This is a genomic window from Asticcacaulis currens, from assembly GCF_028550395.1.
Classification (GTDB): domain Bacteria; phylum Pseudomonadota; class Alphaproteobacteria; order Caulobacterales; family Caulobacteraceae; genus Asticcacaulis; species Asticcacaulis currens.
Genome location: NZ_JAQQKW010000001.1, coordinates 496939 through 514633 on the forward strand (window position 1 = coordinate 496939; position 17695 = coordinate 514633).

Consider the following 17695-nt stretch of genomic DNA (forward strand, 5'->3'; position numbering starts at 1 on the left):
AGCCGCCGGTTTTCCGGAACCCCCAAATCTGCAACCGATATAAGGGGCGCGTTTCGGCCTGCAAGAGGGGGGCTTGCAATGCTGGCATTATTTTTAGGGTTTTAGGCGTTACCCGCCTCTGGCGAGACCTTTTGCCGAGGACGAAGATTGTGTAGTTAGTTAACCGCGAACGCAAAAGAAGACGTACGGGAGACCTGCCATGTCACATACTGCCTTGCCTCTGACGCGCCCTGAAGGCAGTGAGCCGCGGGACTTCCATGTCAGTCGCCGCGGCATTGCCGGGCTATTTTTCGCAGGCTATGCTCTGGGGGCTGGCCCGGCGGCGGCCCAATCGCCGATCTCTACGCCTTCCGCCGGGCTGATTGCTAAAGACCTGACCGTGCCGAGTGACAGCGACTATGCCATACCGGCCTATATTGCCTTACCCGAAGATGCCAAGCGACGCCCGGTCGTGCTCGTCGTCCCGGAAATCTTTGGCCTCCACGATTATCTGCGCGATGTCTGCCGACGCCTCGCCCATCAGGGCTATGTCGCATTGACCTTTGATCCCTTTGCCCGCAAGGGTAACGCGGCCGCGCTGAAAGACACTGCCGAAATCCGCAAGCTGGTCGAAACCGCGACCAATGAACAGGTGATGGGCGATCTGAAAACCTTGATTGGGTGGCTGAAGTCCAACCCGGATATTGGCCAGGCAAGAAGTCTCTTTGGCAAGGCGAAGTTCGCCGATACCTCGCGTATTGGCATTACGGGTTTCTGCTGGGGCGGGGCTGTCGTGTGGATGGCTGCGTCGTCCATCCCGGAAATCAAAGCGGGCGTGGCATGGTACGGGCGCCTTGAGCGGCCGGCCGCGACCGATTTTCTGGGCAAGGAAGAGCGCGAATGGCCGATCGATCGGGCGTCAGGTTTGCGTCGTCCGGTGCTCGGTCTCTATGCCGGGCAGGACGGCGGCATCTCTCTTGACAGCGTAGAACGCATGAATGCGGCCCTTAAGGCGTCCGGCAAGACGGCAAGCCATATTGAGGTTTATAAGGACGCCAAGCATGGCTTTCATGCTGACTACCGCGCCCTTTATAACGAAAAGGCCGCCAAGGAAGGCTGGTCGCAGCTCCTCAAATGGTTTTCAACCTATCTCTGACAAAGGCAGTCGCCAGGGTCAGGGTTTCGGGCGTCCGTTTTCGGCCCATTTTGGCTCGAAGTCGCCCGTTACGAGCCAGCGAACAGGCTCAACAAGCGACTGGATGGCTGCGGTCATATAGGGGATATCGATATTGCCAAGCGTATCCTGCGCCGAGTGATAGGTGGGTATTGTGGCCCAGCCTGAGACCGTATGGGCGACAATGCCCTGCAGAGCGAGGGAATAATTATCCGAACGCTCATAGAAGTGCTGCTCCGGATATGGGTCTTTGGCTAAGAGCGCGCCTTTGGCTTTCAGGGCATCGGCCAGGTTTGAACGCTCCCAGCCCGTGATCATCATGGTGCCCTTCGGTAGTTTTGGGTCTTGAGCGCCAATCATTTCAACCTCCAGATTGGCCACAATATGATCGAGCGGGATCGGCGGGTGAGCGGCAAAATGCGCCGAACCTAACAGGCCAGCCTCTTCAGCGCCGTAGCAGACAAACAAGACCCCGCGCCGCGGCGCGGGACCTTGCGACAGCGCGCGTGCCAGTTCGAGTACCGCGGCTACACCGGAAGCGTCATCATTCGCACCAGGCATTATCGTGCCGCTCTTCACGCCGAGGTGGTCGAGGTGTGCGGTGATCAGGACCACGCCCGCCTTTGGATCCGTGCCGGGCAGAAAGCCTATGGCGTTATAGGTAAAAGCTTTTTGCGTATCAGAGCGCTTCACACTTAACCGGGCACTGTCGCCCGATTTGAGAGATCTATAGGCAGACGCGTTGAGAAGAACGACGTCCGGACGTGGGCGCGACGGCGGGGTTTCACTGAGATAGGTGGGGGTTACGGGGCCGCCCCCAATGCCATCCCATAACTTGCTGGCTTCGGTGCCATCCGGGGCCAGCACAAGCTTTACGCCTTTAGAACGGGCCTCGCGCAGCCATTGTGTCAGGGGCGTCTTCCCATCAGAGGGGAGCACAATCACCGCACCCTTGGTCAGGGCCTCGGGCGTAGCCGGGAAGGTCAGTGGCCCCTCTACAGTCTGACCGCTGGCAAACAGAAGGCGAAAATCACGCCCTTCCGCGAAGCTTTGAGGGCCAAGCTGGAGGCTGGCCTGCCCGTCCAGTTGGGGCGACACCACCTCCGCTGCCTGCACAAACCCCGATAGTGTGGGTGCGAACTGAAGGCCGAAGCTCTCATATTGGGCGGCAACATAGGCAGCCGCAATGGCTTCGTCGCGACTAGCGCTTTTTCGGCCCTGGAGAGCATCTGAAGCAAGAAAGGACAGGTGGGCGCGAACCTGCTCGGGTCGTACTGTCTGGGCGTGCACGCCGAATGCGGTAACAGAGAGGCAGAAAGCGGCGGCCAGAGCCGTCAGAGGTTTGGACATTGTTGACCCACAAAAAAAGACGGTGCGCAGAATGCACCGTCTCTTTGGTCTCGTAAAGCGCCGAGCCGTCAGGCTTGGGTGTTGATGGTCCCGCCGGAGGCGTTATCACCCCCGTTATAGGCGCCGTTTGCGGCGCTGGCGGCCTTGGCAGCCGTAACGACCATGGCCGGGCGGATGGTGCGGCCAAACAGTTCATAGCCAGCCTGCATGACCATCAGGACGCTCCCACCTTCGACCTCGGTGGAGGGCTGTTCCATCACAGCCTGATGGAAGTTGGGGTCGAACTTGTCGCCCTTGAGCGGTGCGATCTTCTTGACGCCGTTCTTTTCAAACGCCCCCGCCAGCTCTTTTTCCGTCATCTCGATGCCTGAGACGAAGTTCTTGAACGCCGGGTCTTCGATCTGGGCCGGCACGGCCTGAAGGGCGCGTTGCAGCACGTCGGCTACGCCTAAGAGGTCGCGCGAAAAGCGCTGGATTGCGTAGGCGCGTGCATCATTCATTTCACGCTCAGCACGGCGTTTGACGTTTTCGGCCTCGGCAGCATAGCGCAGGGCCTGTTCCTTGAGTGCGGCGTTTTCGGCCTGAAGCTGTTCCAGCGCCGCGTTCAGCGTGTCGATAGCGTCATTGGCAAACGGGGCGTCTTGTTCAGTATGTTCTTCGCTCATTACTCTATAGACTCTGTGGGTTAGGACCGTTCCTGCTCCAGCAGGCGGCCGAGGATTTTTGCGGTGTAATCCACAAGTGGGATGATGCGCGCATAATTCAACCGGGCGGGCCCGATGACGCCGATGGCGCCGACAACCTTCTGGGCTTGGCCACCCAGCATGTAGGGCGCTGCAATAACAGCGGAGCCCGACAAAGAAAACAGTTTCGATTCCGATCCGATGAAAATTCTTACGCCTTGCGCCGAGCGGACGTTGTCGAGGAGGTTGATCAGCTCTTCCTTCTCTTCCAGATCTTCAAACAGGGCGCGTACACGCTCCAGATCTTCAAGGGCAGAGGCTTCCAGAAGATTGGCTTGCCCGCGGACGATCAGCGCCCTCTTGTCGCTCTCGCCACCGGCCCAGGCCGCCAGACCGCGTGAAATCAGACCGGTTGCCGCCTCATTGAGTTGCTGACGCTCGGCCTCAAGTTCGGCCCGCAGGTCGCGCCCGGCCTCAGTTAAGCTGCGACCGCGAAGCCTTGTGCTGAGATAGTTTGAGGCCTCTATCAGGTCGGAAGGCGTCACCCCAAGATCAAGCGCCATCAGGCGATTTTCGACACGTCCGTCTTCAAAAACCAGAACCGCCAGAGCCTGATCCGGTGCCAGTTTGACAAACTCAACATGGCGTACCCCGGACTCAAATGATGGCGTCATTACAACACCCGCGCCGCCTGCCAGGCCCGATAAAAGGTTAGACGCCTCGCGAAGCGCACTGTCGAAAGTCAGGCCTTTTGCCGTCAGTCGCCCCTCAATCTCGCGCTTGGCATCCTGCGCCACATCGCCCACTTCGAGAAGGCCGTCTACGAACAGGCGAAGCCCCTGATGCGTCGGCATCCGCCCGGCGGAAACATGAGGTGCGCTCAGAAGGCCAAGCTCAGCCAGATCAGACAAGGTGTTACGGATCGAGGCCGGTGACAGCGCTATTCCACCTTTTGACAGGGTGCGCGATCCCACTGGCTCACCGGTTTCAAGATAGGATTCGACGACATGACGAAAGACGTCGCGCGCCCTGGCATCAAGTTCGGTCAATGAGGCCGTGCCACTCATCAAAGTCGAGAGCGATGTTTTCATACGATAAGGATATAGAAGCCTTTGTACGCTTGTGAAGAGGCTTCGTATGGGGCGCCGCTTTTGCCGCCAAATTGCCACGATCTCAGGGCCCCATAGAGGCATATGAACGGGGAGGTTTTAATGCGTAACATAGCATATTCGACGGTCGCGACGATGGTCCTCATGAGCGCCGGTGTGGTTCACGCCAATGAGGTAGTCACTCTAACCAAGCCTCCCGTGTTCAAAGCGCCCACTGATATTGCGGCGACCGAGATCCCCAGCACCTACAAGCCGAAACAAAAGGCTAAAACAAGCGATTTTGAGCCCCTCAGAGGGCCGTGGCGCGTTACCAAATCGCTTAAAGATAAGGGCAAGGAACCGGTTGATGAGAACGGCAACACCTATGCCTGCGTCGACAAGGACTGCAAGGTCTCACGTAAGGTCGATGAAAGGCGGGACTAGGATTTGGCTTTAAGCCATCCGAAATAACCGCTGCTCATCAATATTAACGTAGTGAACCCCCACACCCCCATTACTGCAGCCATAACAAGGAATGCGTTTAAGGTCTTTATTGCGTCGCCTGCGAATTGCCAGAACGTTATGAACGCAGCCCCAAATGAAAACATAGCGTAGATCTTTCCAATGATATGTTTCTTTGGATCTCCGTCAGTTATGACGTTGTTTCGCACATCAGCGACATCCAACGTGTCTGCGCTTATTAATCCCTTCCAGACAAGATAGAAATATATACCTGCATAAATAAAGAACGCTGCTACAGCTGCTTGTGAAGCTGTAAAGTATCGTTGCAGGTCGGGGTTATGATCTACGAAATTATAAACAAAAATTAAAATAATGAAGGGCGCCCACGCCAGAATTTTACCCATATTCCACCTCCAGTGAGTCAAATAATGACTGAAAAATCTTGAACTCTCAATGCAGAGGGTTTCGTCGAGCGCCGCTGAACGAACATTTTCTGAAAGATGCATAATCTTTTCAATAGATTGCTTTTCAATAAAAAGCCTTTGCCGAAGCGGACCTATGCTGATAGGCACGTCCGCATACTCTGGAGGTCCCCGCCATGTCCCAATTCGATGCCCTGAACGCCCTGAAGACCTTTCGTCCGTCCAACCGTCAGGCGGATCAGCTGCGCAAGGTGACACTGGAGACGGGTGTGACGCGCTACGCGGAAGGCTCATGTCTGATTACGGCTGGACACACCAAAGTGTTGGCCACGGCGTCAGTGGAACAGGGCGTGCCGCCTTTTCTGAAGGGTAAGGGGCAAGGTTGGGTGACAGCGGAATACGGCATGTTACCGCGTTCAACCCACACCCGCTCGCGCCGTGAAGCGGCTGCTGGCAAGCAGTCGGGCCGCACACAGGAAATTCAGCGTCTGATCGGCCGGTCCTTGCGCGCTGTCGTCGATCTCAAGGCACTGGGTGAGCGTCAGATTACCCTCGATTGCGATGTGATTCAGGCTGACGGCGGGACGCGCTGCGCCTCCATCACCGCGGCATGGGTGGCCCTGTCTCTCGCCTGCGACAAGCTCCTCGAACAGAAGCTAATTTCCACCAACCCGATTATTGATCAGGTCGCGGCGGTGTCGTGCGGCGTCTATGAAAATGTCCCGGTCCTGGACCTTGATTACGACGAAGATTCGACCGCGGAAACGGACTCGAATTTTGTGCTGACCGGATCAGGGCACATCGTTGAAATTCAGGCCACAGGTGAAAAGCGCGGCTTTACACGCGACGAATTTAACACCCTGTTCGATTTGGCAACGCAAGGCGCAGCGGAACTGTTTGCTCTGCAACGCGCAGCGGCAGGCAAGTAAGACTTATTCCTCGTCTTTGATGACCAGGAGCTCGCCGGGTGTGCAGCTGAGCGCCCGGCATAGCGATTCTAAGGTGCGCAATCGCACCGCTACGGCCTTCTGATCTCGCAGCAATTCAAGATGCCGCACGGCAATTCCTGTCCGATCGGATAATTCGACAAGTGACAGCCGCCGCCTTGCCAGTTGCTCACTCAGGCAGATCGTAACGCTCATATAGTCAGATTGGCTTCGGCTCGTAGCCGCGCCCCTTCCTTAAACACTTCGGCCAGAACGAAAACGACCAGCACTGAAAACCACGCCGTCACCGCCCGCATGCCGTAGACTGGTTCCACCGGCATCCTCAATATGGCTTCGGCAAGGGCGCGCGAGGCGTAGGAATAAAGTTCAACGCCAGCCAGTCCGAAGCCGATCCAGCGCAGGCGTAGTGTATTGTCCGGGTGAAAGACGTCGCCTTCTGCGAGTGTCCGAAACACCTGCCGCGTCCAGCGCATGATCAGCAGATAACCGGACAAAGACAGGCCGAAGGCCAGCATCAATATCGCCTGTTGGGTTCCATTGATCTGCGCCACCATTTTCATGCGTGCCATAACTTCTGCCGCCAGTGTAGGCACCGACAACAGACACAGGGCCGCGATCCCCACCGCCACGATCATGGCAAAAAGGCCGTAATAGACGACATCGAGAGCCGTCTTGAGCAGGCTGGAAATCGAGCGGGGGCCCAGAAAACGCATGAAAGACCCTATACGGCGTAACTGTTACGATCTGTGCCACAAAAAAACGTCATCGCCAAATTACGGCTTTTTCATTGGGCGGCGCTTAGGCTACACAGGGCGCAAACGGAGATCCTCATGTCGATTTCGCTTGTTGCCGGTCAGAAACTGATTGCCGCCACCCACAATCCGGGAAAGGCGCGAGAAATCGACAGTCTGCTCAATGGCCAGTTTGAGATTGTCACGGCGGGCAGCCTCGGCCTGCCGGAGCCCGAAGAGACCGAAAACAGCTTTGTCGGAAACGCGATCCTCAAGGCGCGCCATGCGGCCATGGCAGCAGGCCTGCCGGCTCTGGCTGACGATTCGGGCTTAAGTATCGCTGCGCTGAACGGCGATCCGGGCATTTACAGTGCGCGCTGGGCCGGACCGCAAAAAGATTTTCCTCGCGCCATGGAAATCATCCGTCACAAGATGATCCAAGCCGAGGTTCACAATCCCGAAACCTTTTCGACGCGCGCTTGGTTTACCTCGGCTCTTGCCGTCGCCTGGCCCGAAGGCCATGCGGTCGTTTTCGAAGGCGTGGTACATGGCGATGTCGTCGCGCCGCGTGGTGACAAGGGGTTTGGCTATGACCCTATTTTTCAGCCCGATGGGTATGAGGTCACCTATGCGGAGATGGACGAAGTGTTAAAGGACAGCCTCAGCCATCGCCATCTGGCCTTTGAACAGTTGAAGGCATGGCTGTTCTGAACCCTGCCCCGGTAGCTCTTTATATCCACTGGCCCTACTGTTCGCGCATCTGTCCCTACTGCGATTTTAATGTGACGCGCGATCGCGGTCAGACGGACACGCAGCAATCCCTTTATGAGGCCATCGTTGCCGATCTGAGGACGCAGGCCCAATGGCTGGGTCAGCGGCGTCTGGCGTCAGTGTTTTTTGGCGGCGGAACGCCGTCGCTAATGAAGCCCGACTGGGTAGCGGCTCTGATCGCTGAGGCCAAATGCCTGTTTCCGGTTGAAACGGATATTGAAATTACGCTGGAGGCTAATCCGACCGATGCCGAGGTCGCGCGCTACCGCGCCTTTCGGGCGGCCGGTATCAACCGCCTGTCCATTGGTATCCAGTCGCTAGATGATGCCGCACTGCGCTTTCTCGGGCGCAACCATTCAGCCCGCGAAGCGCTTGCGGGACTTGAGACGGCACTGTCAGCCTTTGAGCGAGTGTCTTTGGATCTTATCTATGCCCTGCCCGATCAGGGCCTTTCAAACTGGGAAGAGGAGCTTCGCCGGGCCGCACGCCTGGGCGTCGAACATATTTCGCCCTACCAGCTCACCATTGAATCCGACACCGCTTTCGGGCGTGCCGCGCGGCGGGGGCAGTTGCGCATTCCCGACCCCGACAGGGGAGAGGCCTTTTACGAGCGAACCCAGACGGTCTTGAGTGAACTGGGCTTTGAGGCCTATGAGGTCTCCAACCACGCGCGTGGCTTGGCGGCGCGTTCGCAGCACAATATCAACGTCTGGGAGGGGATAGACTATATCGGGGTAGGCCCCGGTGCCCATGGTCGCCTGACCTTTGATAATTCACGCCACGCGACCGTGGCTGAGCCTGAACTCAAAACCTATATCGCTCGCGTGCGCCAGGGCGGGCACAGCGTGAGGCCTGAACCCTTGCCACCGGCAGAGGCCGGCGAGGAGGCGCTGATGCTGGGTTTGCGTCTGATCGACGGCGTGAGGCTTGAGCGCATAAGCGGACTGCCCCTGTCCAAACGGGATCTCCTGATTGCTGACGGTTTTCTTGACCTGACACCGGACCGCTTACGCGCCACCCCAAAAGGACGTGTGGTGCTCGACCGGCTGCTTCTCGAACTTCTGTCATAATTTTTGCCGTTTTGGCGCTTAGATAAGGGGTGAAAAGGGGCGTTTCATGCACAAATGGCGCAGAATTCTGATCATAATGACCGTTCTGGTTGGTGTTGTTGGCGGACTTGTCTGTTGGGATGTCTATCGGGCGCAGGCCGTGGCTATTGACACACTGACCTATGCCAGTGCCGGCAAGACGGCTCGAGTGCAGGCTCTGATTGACGGCACGTCCATCACAAATCGTCTCTATAATGACATCGCTCCCTATGAGGTCATACCGGTAGCGACACCTTCGCCTTCGAAAGAAAAGGAAGGCTTCCTGCAACGCATGTGGGATAAAGGGGCCTCTCTGTTCGGGGGCCGCTCCAAATCCACGCCCGAGCCCGAAGCGCAGAAGACCATCGACTTGCATCTGTGCGCCCAGACAGCAGGCGAGGCTCAGGGTTTTGTCACCCTGCTTAAACATCTCAAACCCCAACCGGCCCGGCTCAACTGGAAGCCGGATCCGCGTATTCGTTACGGCAGCTTCGCTGCGCGCCAGTACCGCATCAGCGGTGACGACTATCTGATCGTGTCGCGCAACGGTCTCGACTGGAAGGTGACGGGTGTTGAACTCAGCCAGTCGCGTCGCAAGGAGCTCGCCCGCACCTGCGCCGGCATTATTTAAGCTTCCCAAACGGCGGCCCATGCGCCAGATAGGGGCATGAGCGATTTCTTTGCCCCGCCGCCCCGCCCTGTCGAAGGGGGGCTCTATATCATTGCGACGCCGATCGGCAATTTGCGCGACATCACATTGCGTGCACTGGACGTTTTGCGCGCGGCCGACGTGGTGTTATGCGAGGACACGCGGGTGACCGGCAAGCTATTGTCGGCCTATGACCTCAAAAAGAAGCTCATACGCTACGACGATCATTCAGGCCCCCAGGTTATCCCTGAAATTCTGACCCGCCTGCACGCCGGAGAGGTTGTGGCGCAAGTGTCGGATGCGGGCACACCACTCGTCTCAGACCCTGGCTTTCGACTCGTCAATATGGCGCTCGCGGCGGGGGCTCGCGTGCACCCCATTCCGGGCCCGTCGGCCGTGATGGCCGCCCTTTGCCTCGCGGGATTGCCAACCGATCGCTTTATGTTTGCGGGGTTCCTTCCGAACAAGTCATCTGCCAGAAAGACCTTTCTGTCTGATTTCAAAACACTTCAATCTACAGTGATTTTCTTTGAAACGGGTCCCCGTCTTCACGAGTCCCTGTCAGATATGTGCGCGGTTCTCGGGGACCGGCCGGCGGCGGTTTGCCGTGAGCTGACCAAGCTTTATGAGACCTGTGTGCGAGGTACGCTTAGCGAACTCATTGCGTGTCGCGAACTTCACGAGCCGAAGGGCGAAATTGTCGTGTTGGTCGGTCCAGGGCAGCCGGAAGTTGCCTCCGAAGACGATCTGGATGCCGCCATCATTGATGCCTTGAAAACCTTGCCGCCTTCCGAGGCGGCGGCCTTGCTGGCGCAAAAATACGATTTGCCCCGTAAGGTTATATATAAGCGGGCCCTCGATCTAAAACGATAGCGAGAACCTGTTTATTCTGAGGGCACCGAGGCTGGGATGAGGGGAATATCGGTGCATCCCCTTGTGCTCGGCGTCAGGCGCTATACATAGAGGCCAGGAAACGAGAGATCGACTGATGAGCCTGCGCGTCGCTGTCCAGATGGACCCCATCGAAAATATCAATATCGCCGGGGACACGACCTTCCTCCTGATGATGGCGGCTCAGGCCCGCGGCTTTGAGCTTTGGGTTTATGAACCTCAGCACCTTTCGCTTGAAGATGGAGAAATTTTTGCCCGAGCCCGCAAGGTCACGTTAAAGCCGGTGAAGGGTGACCATGTCACAGCGGGGGCACCCCAAAAACTTAACCTGGCAAGCGATGTCGATGTGGTGCTGATGCGTCAGGATCCGCCATTTGATGTGGCCTACATCACGGCGACCTACCTTTTGGAGATGATCCACCCTAAGACCTTGGTCGTCAATGATCCGCGCAGCGTACGCGATTGCCCTGAAAAGCTGTTCGCCCAGCATTTCAAAGGGCTACAGCCACCGACCCTAATCAGCGCTGACCCTGAGGCGTTGCGCGATTTTCATCATCGCCACGGCGATGTGATACTCAAACCTCTGCATGGAGCGGCGGGCGGCGGCATCATAAAGCTGAAGGCGGAAGACCGAAACCTTGACGCTCTGATCGAACTGCATGCCGCGATTGGTCGGGAGCCTCTGGTTTTGCAAAAGTTTATCCCCGCCGTTTCGGCTGGCGATAAGCGCATTATTCTCGTCGATGGCGATGTAGTCGGTGCAATAAACCGGGTCCCGCAAAAAGATGCTGTGCGCTCCAATCTGCGCGTGGGTGGAACGGCTGCACCAACCGGCCTGACGGAGCGGGATCTTGAAATTTGCGCGGCGGTAGGACCAAGCCTGCGCGAGCGCGGCCTTATGTTCGTAGGGTTAGACGTCATTGGCGACTACTTGACGGAGATCAATGTGACGTCCCCGACGGGGGCTGTGCAACTTAAGGCGTTCGACGGCATTGATGCGGGCGACGCCTTGTGGAACGCGGTAGAACTTAAGCTGTCCACAGCCAAGGCATAGAATATAAAAGAAAATATCCTGCGTTTTTTCGAAACGGAAAGCCAGATATTGCAGTTATATGAATCTGTGCCGTTTTGTTTTATGTTTGTTCCTCATATGTCCGCATTCCTTCCGTGGGGTGTGGATAAGATTCGTGTAAGGAGAGCGCTTTGTAGTCTTCTGATCGGCGGGTCTTAGTTTCTGGCCGTGGTAGCGCCCTGCAAAGCGAGCCGTAATCCACCCTATCGGGCGGGCATGTACGGGGATTTCCTCGAGCAATTTCTGCGATGGGGTTTGCGGCGCGTTCGATTACTCGTCCTGATGTCTGCCAGCCGCCAATCCGTCCTGTCCCAGTCCGAACGCTTAAAGGCGAGAGAGCCTGAGTCTGCGCCCTTGTCGTCGGATCAGATCAATAACGAAACCCCGTCGTGGCGGAACCTTGCGCGCTTTTGACAGCACAAAATGCCCGCCGCTTGAGCGGGCGTTAAGACTTTTCTGCTAAAGTGCGCCCGACTTCAAAATGAGGTTACGGAGACCGACGAAGCGCTATGCCCAAACGCCAGACCTCCCGCGCGACTGATCAGACTGACAACCGTCTGATGACAGAGTCAGAAGCCCGCGAGGCGGCCATAAAGCTGAAGGCCCGCGAGGATTTCTTCAAGCTGATGAGCCATGAAATCCGAACGCCCCTGAATGGCGTCCTCGGTATGTTGTCGCTCCTCAACCGTACGGGACTGACGGCCGAACAGCAGTCCTATCTTCAGACAGCGCGGGAGTCAGGGGAACATCTTCTGACCCTCGTCAATGACCTCCTCGACTACGCCCGTATCGAAGCCGGGCATATTCATCTTGAGAGCCATTCCGTCGAGCTTGAGCCTCTGTTGCAAAGCGTGGCGGAGCTTCTGTCACCGCGCGCTCATTCCGGCGGTATCGAAATCGCCTGGAGCCTCGATCCGAGGCTTGAAGCCATTGAAATCGATGAAGGACGTCTTCGCCAGATTTTGTTCAACCTGGCAGGCAACGCGCTTAAATTCACTGTCAGCGGCGGCGTGCTGATAGATGTTACCCTGACCGAAGCCGGTGCGGTGCGTTTTGGTGTGCGCGATACAGGCGCGGGCATTCCTGAAGAAGCGCGCGTGCGTATCTTTGAGGCCTTTGGACAGGTCGATCCCTCCCACGCCGGCGCGCAATATGGGGGGGCGGGTCTTGGCCTCGTCGTCGTCAAAAAGCTTATCGAGGCGATGAATGCGACGCTTGACCTTCAGTCGGAGCCTGGCAAGGGATCCCTTTTTACCGCCACCTTCCCTGTGCAGTCCACCCTGCGGCCCGCACCGGAACCCAGGTCTTCGCCCGATGTTATCTGCGTCACCTCGAACCCGGTCCTGACTGAGGCGGCGCGCTCACATCTGAAGAGCTTTGGCCTGGATCCTCGCGTGTTGAGCCAGCTAAAAGGTGTAGGCCGTCGTTCGCGCGCCGTGGTGCTGGCCGATCGGCGTCTTCTGGGGACACCGGTGCCCGCGCCGAACAACCGTAGCCTGATCCTGCTGGCCCCCGAAGAACGCGACGAGATCCCGGATTGGCGGGACAAAGGCTGGGCGGGGTACCTGATCAAGCCTCTGCGTCGCAGCTCGCTGCGCGAGCGCATTGAAACGCTGTCCCTCAAGCCCCTGCCCAATGAAGACCCGGCGCTAACGACCGAAGATGACCGGATCGCCCCGGTGGTTGCCCCGGGCGCGCACGTGCTGCTGGTGGAGGATAATCCGGTCAATGCGCTTCTGGCGCAGATCCTTCTGCAACGCGAAGGCTGTCGCGTCGAGCGCGCCGCCTCGGGCGAAGACGCGCTGCGCCTGATGGAGGCTCAGCCCCCTTATGACATCGTCTTTATGGATCTGGGCTTGCCGGGTCTGGACGGCATCGGCACGACAAAGGCCCTACGAGCCAAAGGCGTAAACGTCCCCATCATCGCCCTGACCGCCAATGCCTACGAAGAAGACCGTCGGGCCTGTCTGGCGGCGGGCATGGACGACTTCCTGACCAAGCCCATTGAGCTGCCAGCCCTGCGCCATCGGCTGTCGCAATGGTGCGGTCGCGCCAACGCCGCCTGACAGGCCTCCCTGCAGAGGTGCGGTTTGCGCGCTTGCCAAATCAAGCACTTCGCCCGATGATCCCCGCTTAGAGCATTCGTCGGCCCAGTTGCGCCGATTTGAGGCCTGTATTATGACCGGGGATATGCATGACCACGACGCCGTCCGCCCAGCCTGAGACCAAGACCCTCTGGCGGGCCGTGAAGCCCTTCTTCACGCGCAAGACGCTGGCCATGATTTTTCTGGGGTTCTCGGCAGGCCTGACCCTCAGTCTGATTTTTGATACCCTGTCGATCTGGCTGCGCGACGAAGGTCTGTCGCTTGAGGTCATCGCCTTCTTTTCGCTGGCGACCTTTGCCTACAGCCTGAAATTCATGTGGGCCCCGCTGGTCGATCGGGTCCGTATCCCCGGTCTCACGGCGCTTCTGGGCCACAGGCGGAGCTGGATGCTGATCATGCAGGGGGCGATACTGCTAGGCCTGTGGACCATATCCGGGCTTAATCCGCAGGATCATCTGATGCTGATGGCGCTTATCGCTGTGTTGTTGGGATTTTTGGGGGCAACGCAGGATATTGTCATCGACGCGTGGCGGATTGAAAGCGCGGGCTCTGGTGGGCAGGCGGTATTGACGACGGCCTATACCTGGGGCGCGCGGGTTTCGACCTTTGTGGCCGGTATCCTGCCGCTGATCATTGCCGAACATTATGGTTGGCGGCCGGCCTATGCCCTGATGGCGGCCATGATGCTGATTGGCATCACTGGAACCCTGCTGGCGCGTGAAGGTGAACACATTCTCCGGCCTATTCACTACGGAGATTTGCCACCGCATCCGGTCACTGAGGCGCTCGAATGGGGCGGGCGCGTGCTGCTCATGCTGCTGGCGGCCTCGCTGATGGGGTCGGGGCTGACCGGTAATATCAGCCTGTTTCAGTATCTCTTTCCAACCGCAGACGCCTATGAGGCGGCCAAAGCCGTGTGGACCAGCCGCGAAACCGGTATCTTTCTGCAATTTCCGGCGGTGCTGATCGGGCTGGGCCTGCTGTTTGCCGCTTGCCTGCCCCTGCCGCGCACGCCCACTCGTCCGGGGGCCTATCTGCGCCAGACCTTTGTTGAACCGATGGCTGACTTTCTGGTGCGTTATGAAAACCTCGCCTGGCTGATTCTGGCGGGTATCTGCGTCTATCGTCTGTCGGACTTCTTGCTCAATATCAACGGTGCCTTTTACCGTGATCTGGGTTTTGACCTCTCGGTGATCGGTGAGGTTCGCAAGATTTTCGGCGTCATCATGACCATTATCGGGGTGACGGCCGGGGGGCTTTCCATGACCCGACTGGGCATGAAAAAGAGCCTGATCGTGGGGGCCTTTGCCTGCGCGGCGTCCAACTTCGCCTATGCCTGGCTGGCGACGCAGGGCAACAGCATCCCGGCCTTTTCCATCGCTCTGGCCATCGACAATATCTCCGGTGGCTATGCCGGGGTGGTGCTCGTCGCCTATATGTCGTCCCTGATTTCCGAGCGCTTTGCCGCCCCGCAGTACGCGCTTCTATCCTCGCTTTACGCGCTTCCGGGTAAGCTACTGGCGTCACAGTCGGGGCGCATCGTTGAGGGCGCAGCGCGTGGCGCTGATCAGGGCAATGTCGCGACACCCTTTATGGGCTATCTGCATAATCTGCCCGCCATCAGCTTTGCCAAACCGGCAGAGGCTCTGGGTGTCAGCCGTGAGGCTCTGGGTGCGGGTTACATGCTGTTCTTCACCTATACGGCGCTGGTGGGACTGATTGCCGTCGTGCTGGCGATCTGGCTGATCCGCGTGGGGGCCGTAAAAGAACAGGGCGAAGCCTGACGGCTCCGCCCTGACACGTCTCAGCGAGAGACTTTTACTTAGCTGTTGATATTGGCCCGGATATCATAGGCCGCGAAGGTGGCCATAGTCAGGATTTTAGTGACCGAGTCCGACAACTGACAGATCTGCACGGGCTTAGAGAGGCCGAGCAATAGCGGACCTACGACGGTTGCACCGCCCAGTGCCTGCACCAGCTTCGTCGAAATCGACGCCGAGTGAATGGCCGGCATTACAAGAATATTGGCGGGCGCGGTCAGCCGCTGGAACGGGTAGTTGGCCCAAAGGGTCGGGTCTAGCGCCACGTCGGGCGGCATTTCGCCTTCGAACTCGAAATCAACGCCGCGCTGCTCCAGAAGCTCAACGGCCTTGGCCACGCGATCTGACCGCTCACCGGCAGGATTGCCGAAAGTCGAATAGGACATGAAGGCAACACGCGGCGTATGGCCCATCCCTCGCACCGCCATGGCGGCTTCCACAGCGATTTCGACCAGTTCTTCGGGGTCAGGCAGTTCGGCCACAGTGGTATCGGCGATGAAGACGGTCTTGCCGCGCGCCAGTACGATGGACATACCCATCACGCGCCCGCCAGGCGCCGGATCGACGACACGCAGAACCTCCTCAAAGGCCTGGTCGAAGGAGCGGGTGACGCCCGTCACCATGCCGTCCGCATGGCCAGACAGCACCATGGCGGCCGCAAATGAATTGCGGTCCTGATTGATCAGGCGGTCCACGTCGCGCTTGAGGAAGCCCTTGCGCTGCAAACGACTGTAAAGAAGCTGCGAATAGGCTGCATTGCGGTGGCTTAAGCGCGCATTGACGATTTCGATATCTTCTTCCGCCGGGTCGAGACCTGCCACGCGCATGTTGGCTGTGACCAGGTTTTCGCGGCCGCAAAGGATGGGGGTACCCAGACCCTGAGCCTTGAAAGCGTGAGCGGCGCGGATGACCGAAATGTCTTCGCCTTCAGCAAAGACGATACGCTTCGAAGGACGCGACCGGACGGTGGCGGTGATGTTCTGCAGGAAGCCCGCTGAGGGATCGAGGCGTTTTTCCAGCGTCTTGCGGTAGGCGTCCATATCCTCAATCGGCCTGCGCGCCACCCCGGTATCCATGGCAGCCTGCGCCACGAAAGGCGGGATGTACCAGATCAGGCGCGGGTCGAACGGTGTCGGGATGATATAGTCCTTGCCGAACTTCAGATGGCGACCCTGATAGGCGGCGGCCACTTCGTCGGGTACGTCTTCTCGGGCCAGTTGCGCCAGCGCCTTAGCCGCGGCCAGCTTCATTTCATGATTAACGCGCCGGGCGCGCACGTCGAGCGCGCCCCGGAAAATGTAGGGGAAGCCCAGAACGTTGTTGACCTGATTAGGATAGTCCGAACGGCCCGTGGCGACGATCGCATCGTCGCGAACCTTAGCCACATCTTCCGGCGTGATCTCCGGATCGGGATTGGCCATAGCGAAAATGATAGGCTGCGGGGCCATCGAGGCCACCATTTCCGGCGTGATGACGCCCTTGGCTGACAGACCCAGCACCACATCAGCCCCGACCATCGCTTCAGCCAGAGTACGTTTGTCCGTATCGGTGGCGTGGACCGACTTCCACTGGTCCATCTCAATCGTGCGGCCTTTATAAACCACGCCATGGATATCGACGACCGTGGTGTTTTCCGGCTTTACACCCATCGCCTTGATCAGACCGATGGAGGACAGGCCCGCCGCGCCCGCGCCGCATAGCACGACCTTGGTGTCTTCGATCCTTCGACCCGTGATTTCCAACGCATTAATCAGGCCGGCAGCGGCGATGATGGCTGTGCCATGCTGATCATCGTGGAACACCGGGATGTCGGCGAGGTCCTGAAGCGCAGACTCGATGATGAAGCATTCCGGTGACTTGATGTCTTCGAGATTGATGCCGCCGAAAGACGCGGTGATGTTCTTTACCACCGTGATGAATTCATCCGGGTCTTGAGTAGCCACTTCGATATCGAACGAGTCGATATCGGCAAAGCGCTTGAACAAGACGGCCTTGCCTTCCATCACGGGCTTGGACGCCAGAGCGCCCAGATTGCCGAGACCCAGAATGGCTGTGCCGTTGGAAATGACCGCGACCGTATTGCCCTTTGAGGTGTAATCATATGCGGCATCCGGATTTTCAGCAATCTTGCGTACCGGGACGGCGACGCCTGGCGAATAGGCCAGCGCCAGATCGCGCTGCGTCGCCATAGGCTTGGTCGGCTGAAGTCCGATCTTCCCGGGGGAGGGATACTGGTGGAAATTAAGGGCTTCTTCGTCGCTGACCTTGGTCTTGTCGATGGGCATTCCGGCGTTCCGTCTCGCGGTTTATTTGTCTGACAATTATAGGTTTACCTAGGGTGTTAGTATGGCAGTATAGACCCGGGATAAACACCCTATTCCCCTCAAAACCGTCAAAAAAGGTTTTATTTCATTTCAATATCTGAAACGGAGGGCGGAATTCCGCACATAAGCCACGCCGTCG

17 protein-coding genes are annotated in these 17695 nt (G+C 58.2%); 10 read left to right on the top strand and 7 right to left on the bottom strand.

All coding sequences use genetic code 11. From position 1 onward, the window contains the following. Positions 1–199 precede the first annotated feature (199 nt). Positions 200–1135 (top strand): dienelactone hydrolase family protein, encoded by a 936-nt coding sequence (locus PQU94_RS02120; protein ID WP_272739837.1) that lies wholly within the window; start codon positions 200–202, stop codon positions 1133–1135. Between the two features lie 18 nt (positions 1136–1153). Here the strand turns inward: PQU94_RS02120 and PQU94_RS02125 are convergent, their stop codons facing one another. The 3 genes from PQU94_RS02125 to hrcA form a co-directional block, all read right to left on the bottom strand. After that, on the bottom strand, positions 1154–2503 hold the full coding sequence (locus PQU94_RS02125) for a M28 family metallopeptidase (protein WP_272739838.1): 1350 nt from the start codon (positions 2501–2503) through the stop codon (positions 1154–1156). A 68-nt stretch (positions 2504–2571) separates the two neighbouring features. After that, positions 2572–3168 (bottom strand): nucleotide exchange factor GrpE, encoded by a 597-nt coding sequence (gene grpE, locus PQU94_RS02130; RefSeq protein ID WP_272739839.1) that lies wholly within the window; start codon positions 3166–3168, stop codon positions 2572–2574. 20 nt (positions 3169–3188) lie between these two features. Further along, on the bottom strand, positions 3189–4277 hold the full coding sequence (gene hrcA / locus PQU94_RS02135; RefSeq protein WP_272739840.1) for a heat-inducible transcriptional repressor HrcA: 1089 nt from the start codon (positions 4275–4277) through the stop codon (positions 3189–3191). A gap of 120 nt (positions 4278–4397) precedes the next feature. Here hrcA and PQU94_RS02140 point away from each other — a divergent pair, with 120 nt between their 5' ends. Further along, positions 4398–4718, top strand: coding sequence for a hypothetical protein (locus PQU94_RS02140; RefSeq protein WP_272739841.1), 321 nt, complete (start codon positions 4398–4400; stop codon positions 4716–4718). Here the strand turns inward: PQU94_RS02140 and PQU94_RS02145 are convergent. Next, entirely contained in the window at positions 4715–5308 is a 594-nt protein-coding gene (locus PQU94_RS02145; RefSeq protein ID WP_272739842.1) for a hypothetical protein, read from the bottom strand. The genes PQU94_RS02140 and PQU94_RS02145 overlap by 4 nt on opposite strands. A 26-nt stretch (positions 5309–5334) precedes the next feature. Here PQU94_RS02145 and rph point away from each other — a divergent pair, with 26 nt between their 5' ends. Then, a complete protein-coding gene (rph, locus tag PQU94_RS02150; RefSeq protein WP_272739843.1) occupies positions 5335–6087 on the top strand; it encodes a ribonuclease PH in 753 nt (250 codons plus the stop codon). Between the two features lie 3 nt (positions 6088–6090). Here rph and PQU94_RS02155 read toward each other — a convergent pair whose 3' ends face one another. Both PQU94_RS02155 and PQU94_RS02160 read right to left on the bottom strand, forming a co-directional pair. After that, the gene (locus PQU94_RS02155) at positions 6091–6300 is read right to left on the bottom strand and encodes a helix-turn-helix domain-containing protein (protein WP_272739844.1); all 210 of its coding nucleotides are present in this window, start codon (positions 6298–6300) and stop codon (positions 6091–6093) included. Then, positions 6297–6818: a DUF2975 domain-containing protein gene (locus tag PQU94_RS02160; RefSeq protein ID WP_272739845.1), complete on the bottom strand. Its 522-nt coding sequence runs from the start codon at positions 6816–6818 to the stop codon at positions 6297–6299. Before PQU94_RS02160 ends, PQU94_RS02155 begins: the two co-directional genes overlap by 4 nt. Positions 6819–6935: 117 nt before the next feature. On the opposite strand from PQU94_RS02160, the gene rdgB reads away from it, so the two are divergent. The 7 genes from rdgB (at position 6936) to PQU94_RS02195 (ending at position 15196) form a co-directional block, all read left to right on the top strand. Further along, on the top strand, positions 6936–7547 hold the full coding sequence (rdgB, locus tag PQU94_RS02165) for an RdgB/HAM1 family non-canonical purine NTP pyrophosphatase (RefSeq protein ID WP_272739846.1): 612 nt from the start codon (positions 6936–6938) through the stop codon (positions 7545–7547). Then, entirely contained in the window at positions 7535–8677 is a 1143-nt protein-coding gene (hemW, locus tag PQU94_RS02170; RefSeq protein WP_272739847.1) for a radical SAM family heme chaperone HemW, read from the top strand. Before rdgB ends, hemW begins: the two co-directional genes overlap by 13 nt. A gap of 46 nt (positions 8678–8723) precedes the next feature. Beyond that, a complete protein-coding gene (locus tag PQU94_RS02175) occupies positions 8724–9326 on the top strand; it encodes a hypothetical protein (RefSeq protein WP_272739848.1) in 603 nt (200 codons plus the stop codon). Between the two features lie 36 nt (positions 9327–9362). Next, positions 9363–10217, top strand: a complete 855-nt coding sequence (gene rsmI / locus PQU94_RS02180; RefSeq protein ID WP_272739849.1) for a 16S rRNA (cytidine(1402)-2'-O)-methyltransferase — start codon at positions 9363–9365, stop codon at positions 10215–10217. Positions 10218–10332: 115 nt separating this feature from the next. Further along, a complete protein-coding gene (gene gshB, locus PQU94_RS02185) occupies positions 10333–11289 on the top strand; it encodes a glutathione synthase (RefSeq protein WP_272739850.1) in 957 nt (318 codons plus the stop codon). 578 nt (positions 11290–11867) lie between these two features. After that, the gene (locus PQU94_RS02190) at positions 11868–13373 is read left to right on the top strand and encodes a response regulator (RefSeq protein WP_272739851.1); all 1506 of its coding nucleotides are present in this window, start codon (positions 11868–11870) and stop codon (positions 13371–13373) included. A gap of 128 nt (positions 13374–13501) precedes the next feature. Then, positions 13502–15196 (top strand): AmpG family muropeptide MFS transporter, encoded by a 1695-nt coding sequence (locus PQU94_RS02195; RefSeq protein WP_272739852.1) that lies wholly within the window; start codon positions 13502–13504, stop codon positions 15194–15196. A gap of 38 nt (positions 15197–15234) precedes the next feature. Here the strand turns inward: PQU94_RS02195 and PQU94_RS02200 are convergent, their stop codons facing one another. Continuing rightward, positions 15235–17517 carry an NADP-dependent malic enzyme gene (locus PQU94_RS02200; protein WP_272739853.1) on the bottom strand — a complete coding sequence of 761 codons (2283 nt, stop codon included), beginning with the start codon at positions 17515–17517 and terminating at the stop codon, positions 15235–15237. Positions 17518–17695: the final 178 nt, after the last annotated feature.

Bases quoted from the DNA above. Each gene is read 5' to 3' on its own strand.
- PQU94_RS02120 (WP_272739837.1), top strand. From the start codon at position 200: ATGTCACATACTGCCTTGCCTCTGACGCGCCCTGAAGGCAGTGAGCCG.
- PQU94_RS02125 (WP_272739838.1), bottom strand. From the start codon at position 2,503: ATGTCCAAACCTCTGACGGCTCTGGCCGCCGCTTTCTGCCTCTCTGTT.
- grpE (WP_272739839.1), bottom strand. From the start codon at position 3,168: ATGAGCGAAGAACATACTGAACAAGACGCCCCGTTTGCCAATGACGCT.
- hrcA (WP_272739840.1), bottom strand. From the start codon at position 4,277: ATGAAAACATCGCTCTCGACTTTGATGAGTGGCACGGCCTCATTGACC.
- PQU94_RS02140 (WP_272739841.1), top strand. From the start codon at position 4,398: ATGCGTAACATAGCATATTCGACGGTCGCGACGATGGTCCTCATGAGC.
- rph (WP_272739843.1), top strand. From the start codon at position 5,335: ATGTCCCAATTCGATGCCCTGAACGCCCTGAAGACCTTTCGTCCGTCC.
- PQU94_RS02155 (WP_272739844.1), bottom strand. From the start codon at position 6,300: ATGAGCGTTACGATCTGCCTGAGTGAGCAACTGGCAAGGCGGCGGCTG.
- PQU94_RS02160 (WP_272739845.1), bottom strand. From the start codon at position 6,818: ATGCGTTTTCTGGGCCCCCGCTCGATTTCCAGCCTGCTCAAGACGGCT.
- rdgB (WP_272739846.1), top strand. From the start codon at position 6,936: ATGTCGATTTCGCTTGTTGCCGGTCAGAAACTGATTGCCGCCACCCAC.
- hemW (WP_272739847.1), top strand. From the start codon at position 7,535: ATGGCTGTTCTGAACCCTGCCCCGGTAGCTCTTTATATCCACTGGCCC.
- PQU94_RS02175 (WP_272739848.1), top strand. From the start codon at position 8,724: ATGCACAAATGGCGCAGAATTCTGATCATAATGACCGTTCTGGTTGGT.
- rsmI (WP_272739849.1), top strand. From the start codon at position 9,363: ATGAGCGATTTCTTTGCCCCGCCGCCCCGCCCTGTCGAAGGGGGGCTC.
- gshB (WP_272739850.1), top strand. From the start codon at position 10,333: ATGAGCCTGCGCGTCGCTGTCCAGATGGACCCCATCGAAAATATCAAT.
- PQU94_RS02190 (WP_272739851.1), top strand. From the start codon at position 11,868: ATGACAGAGTCAGAAGCCCGCGAGGCGGCCATAAAGCTGAAGGCCCGC.
- PQU94_RS02195 (WP_272739852.1), top strand. From the start codon at position 13,502: ATGACCACGACGCCGTCCGCCCAGCCTGAGACCAAGACCCTCTGGCGG.
- PQU94_RS02200 (WP_272739853.1), bottom strand. From the start codon at position 17,517: ATGCCCATCGACAAGACCAAGGTCAGCGACGAAGAAGCCCTTAATTTC.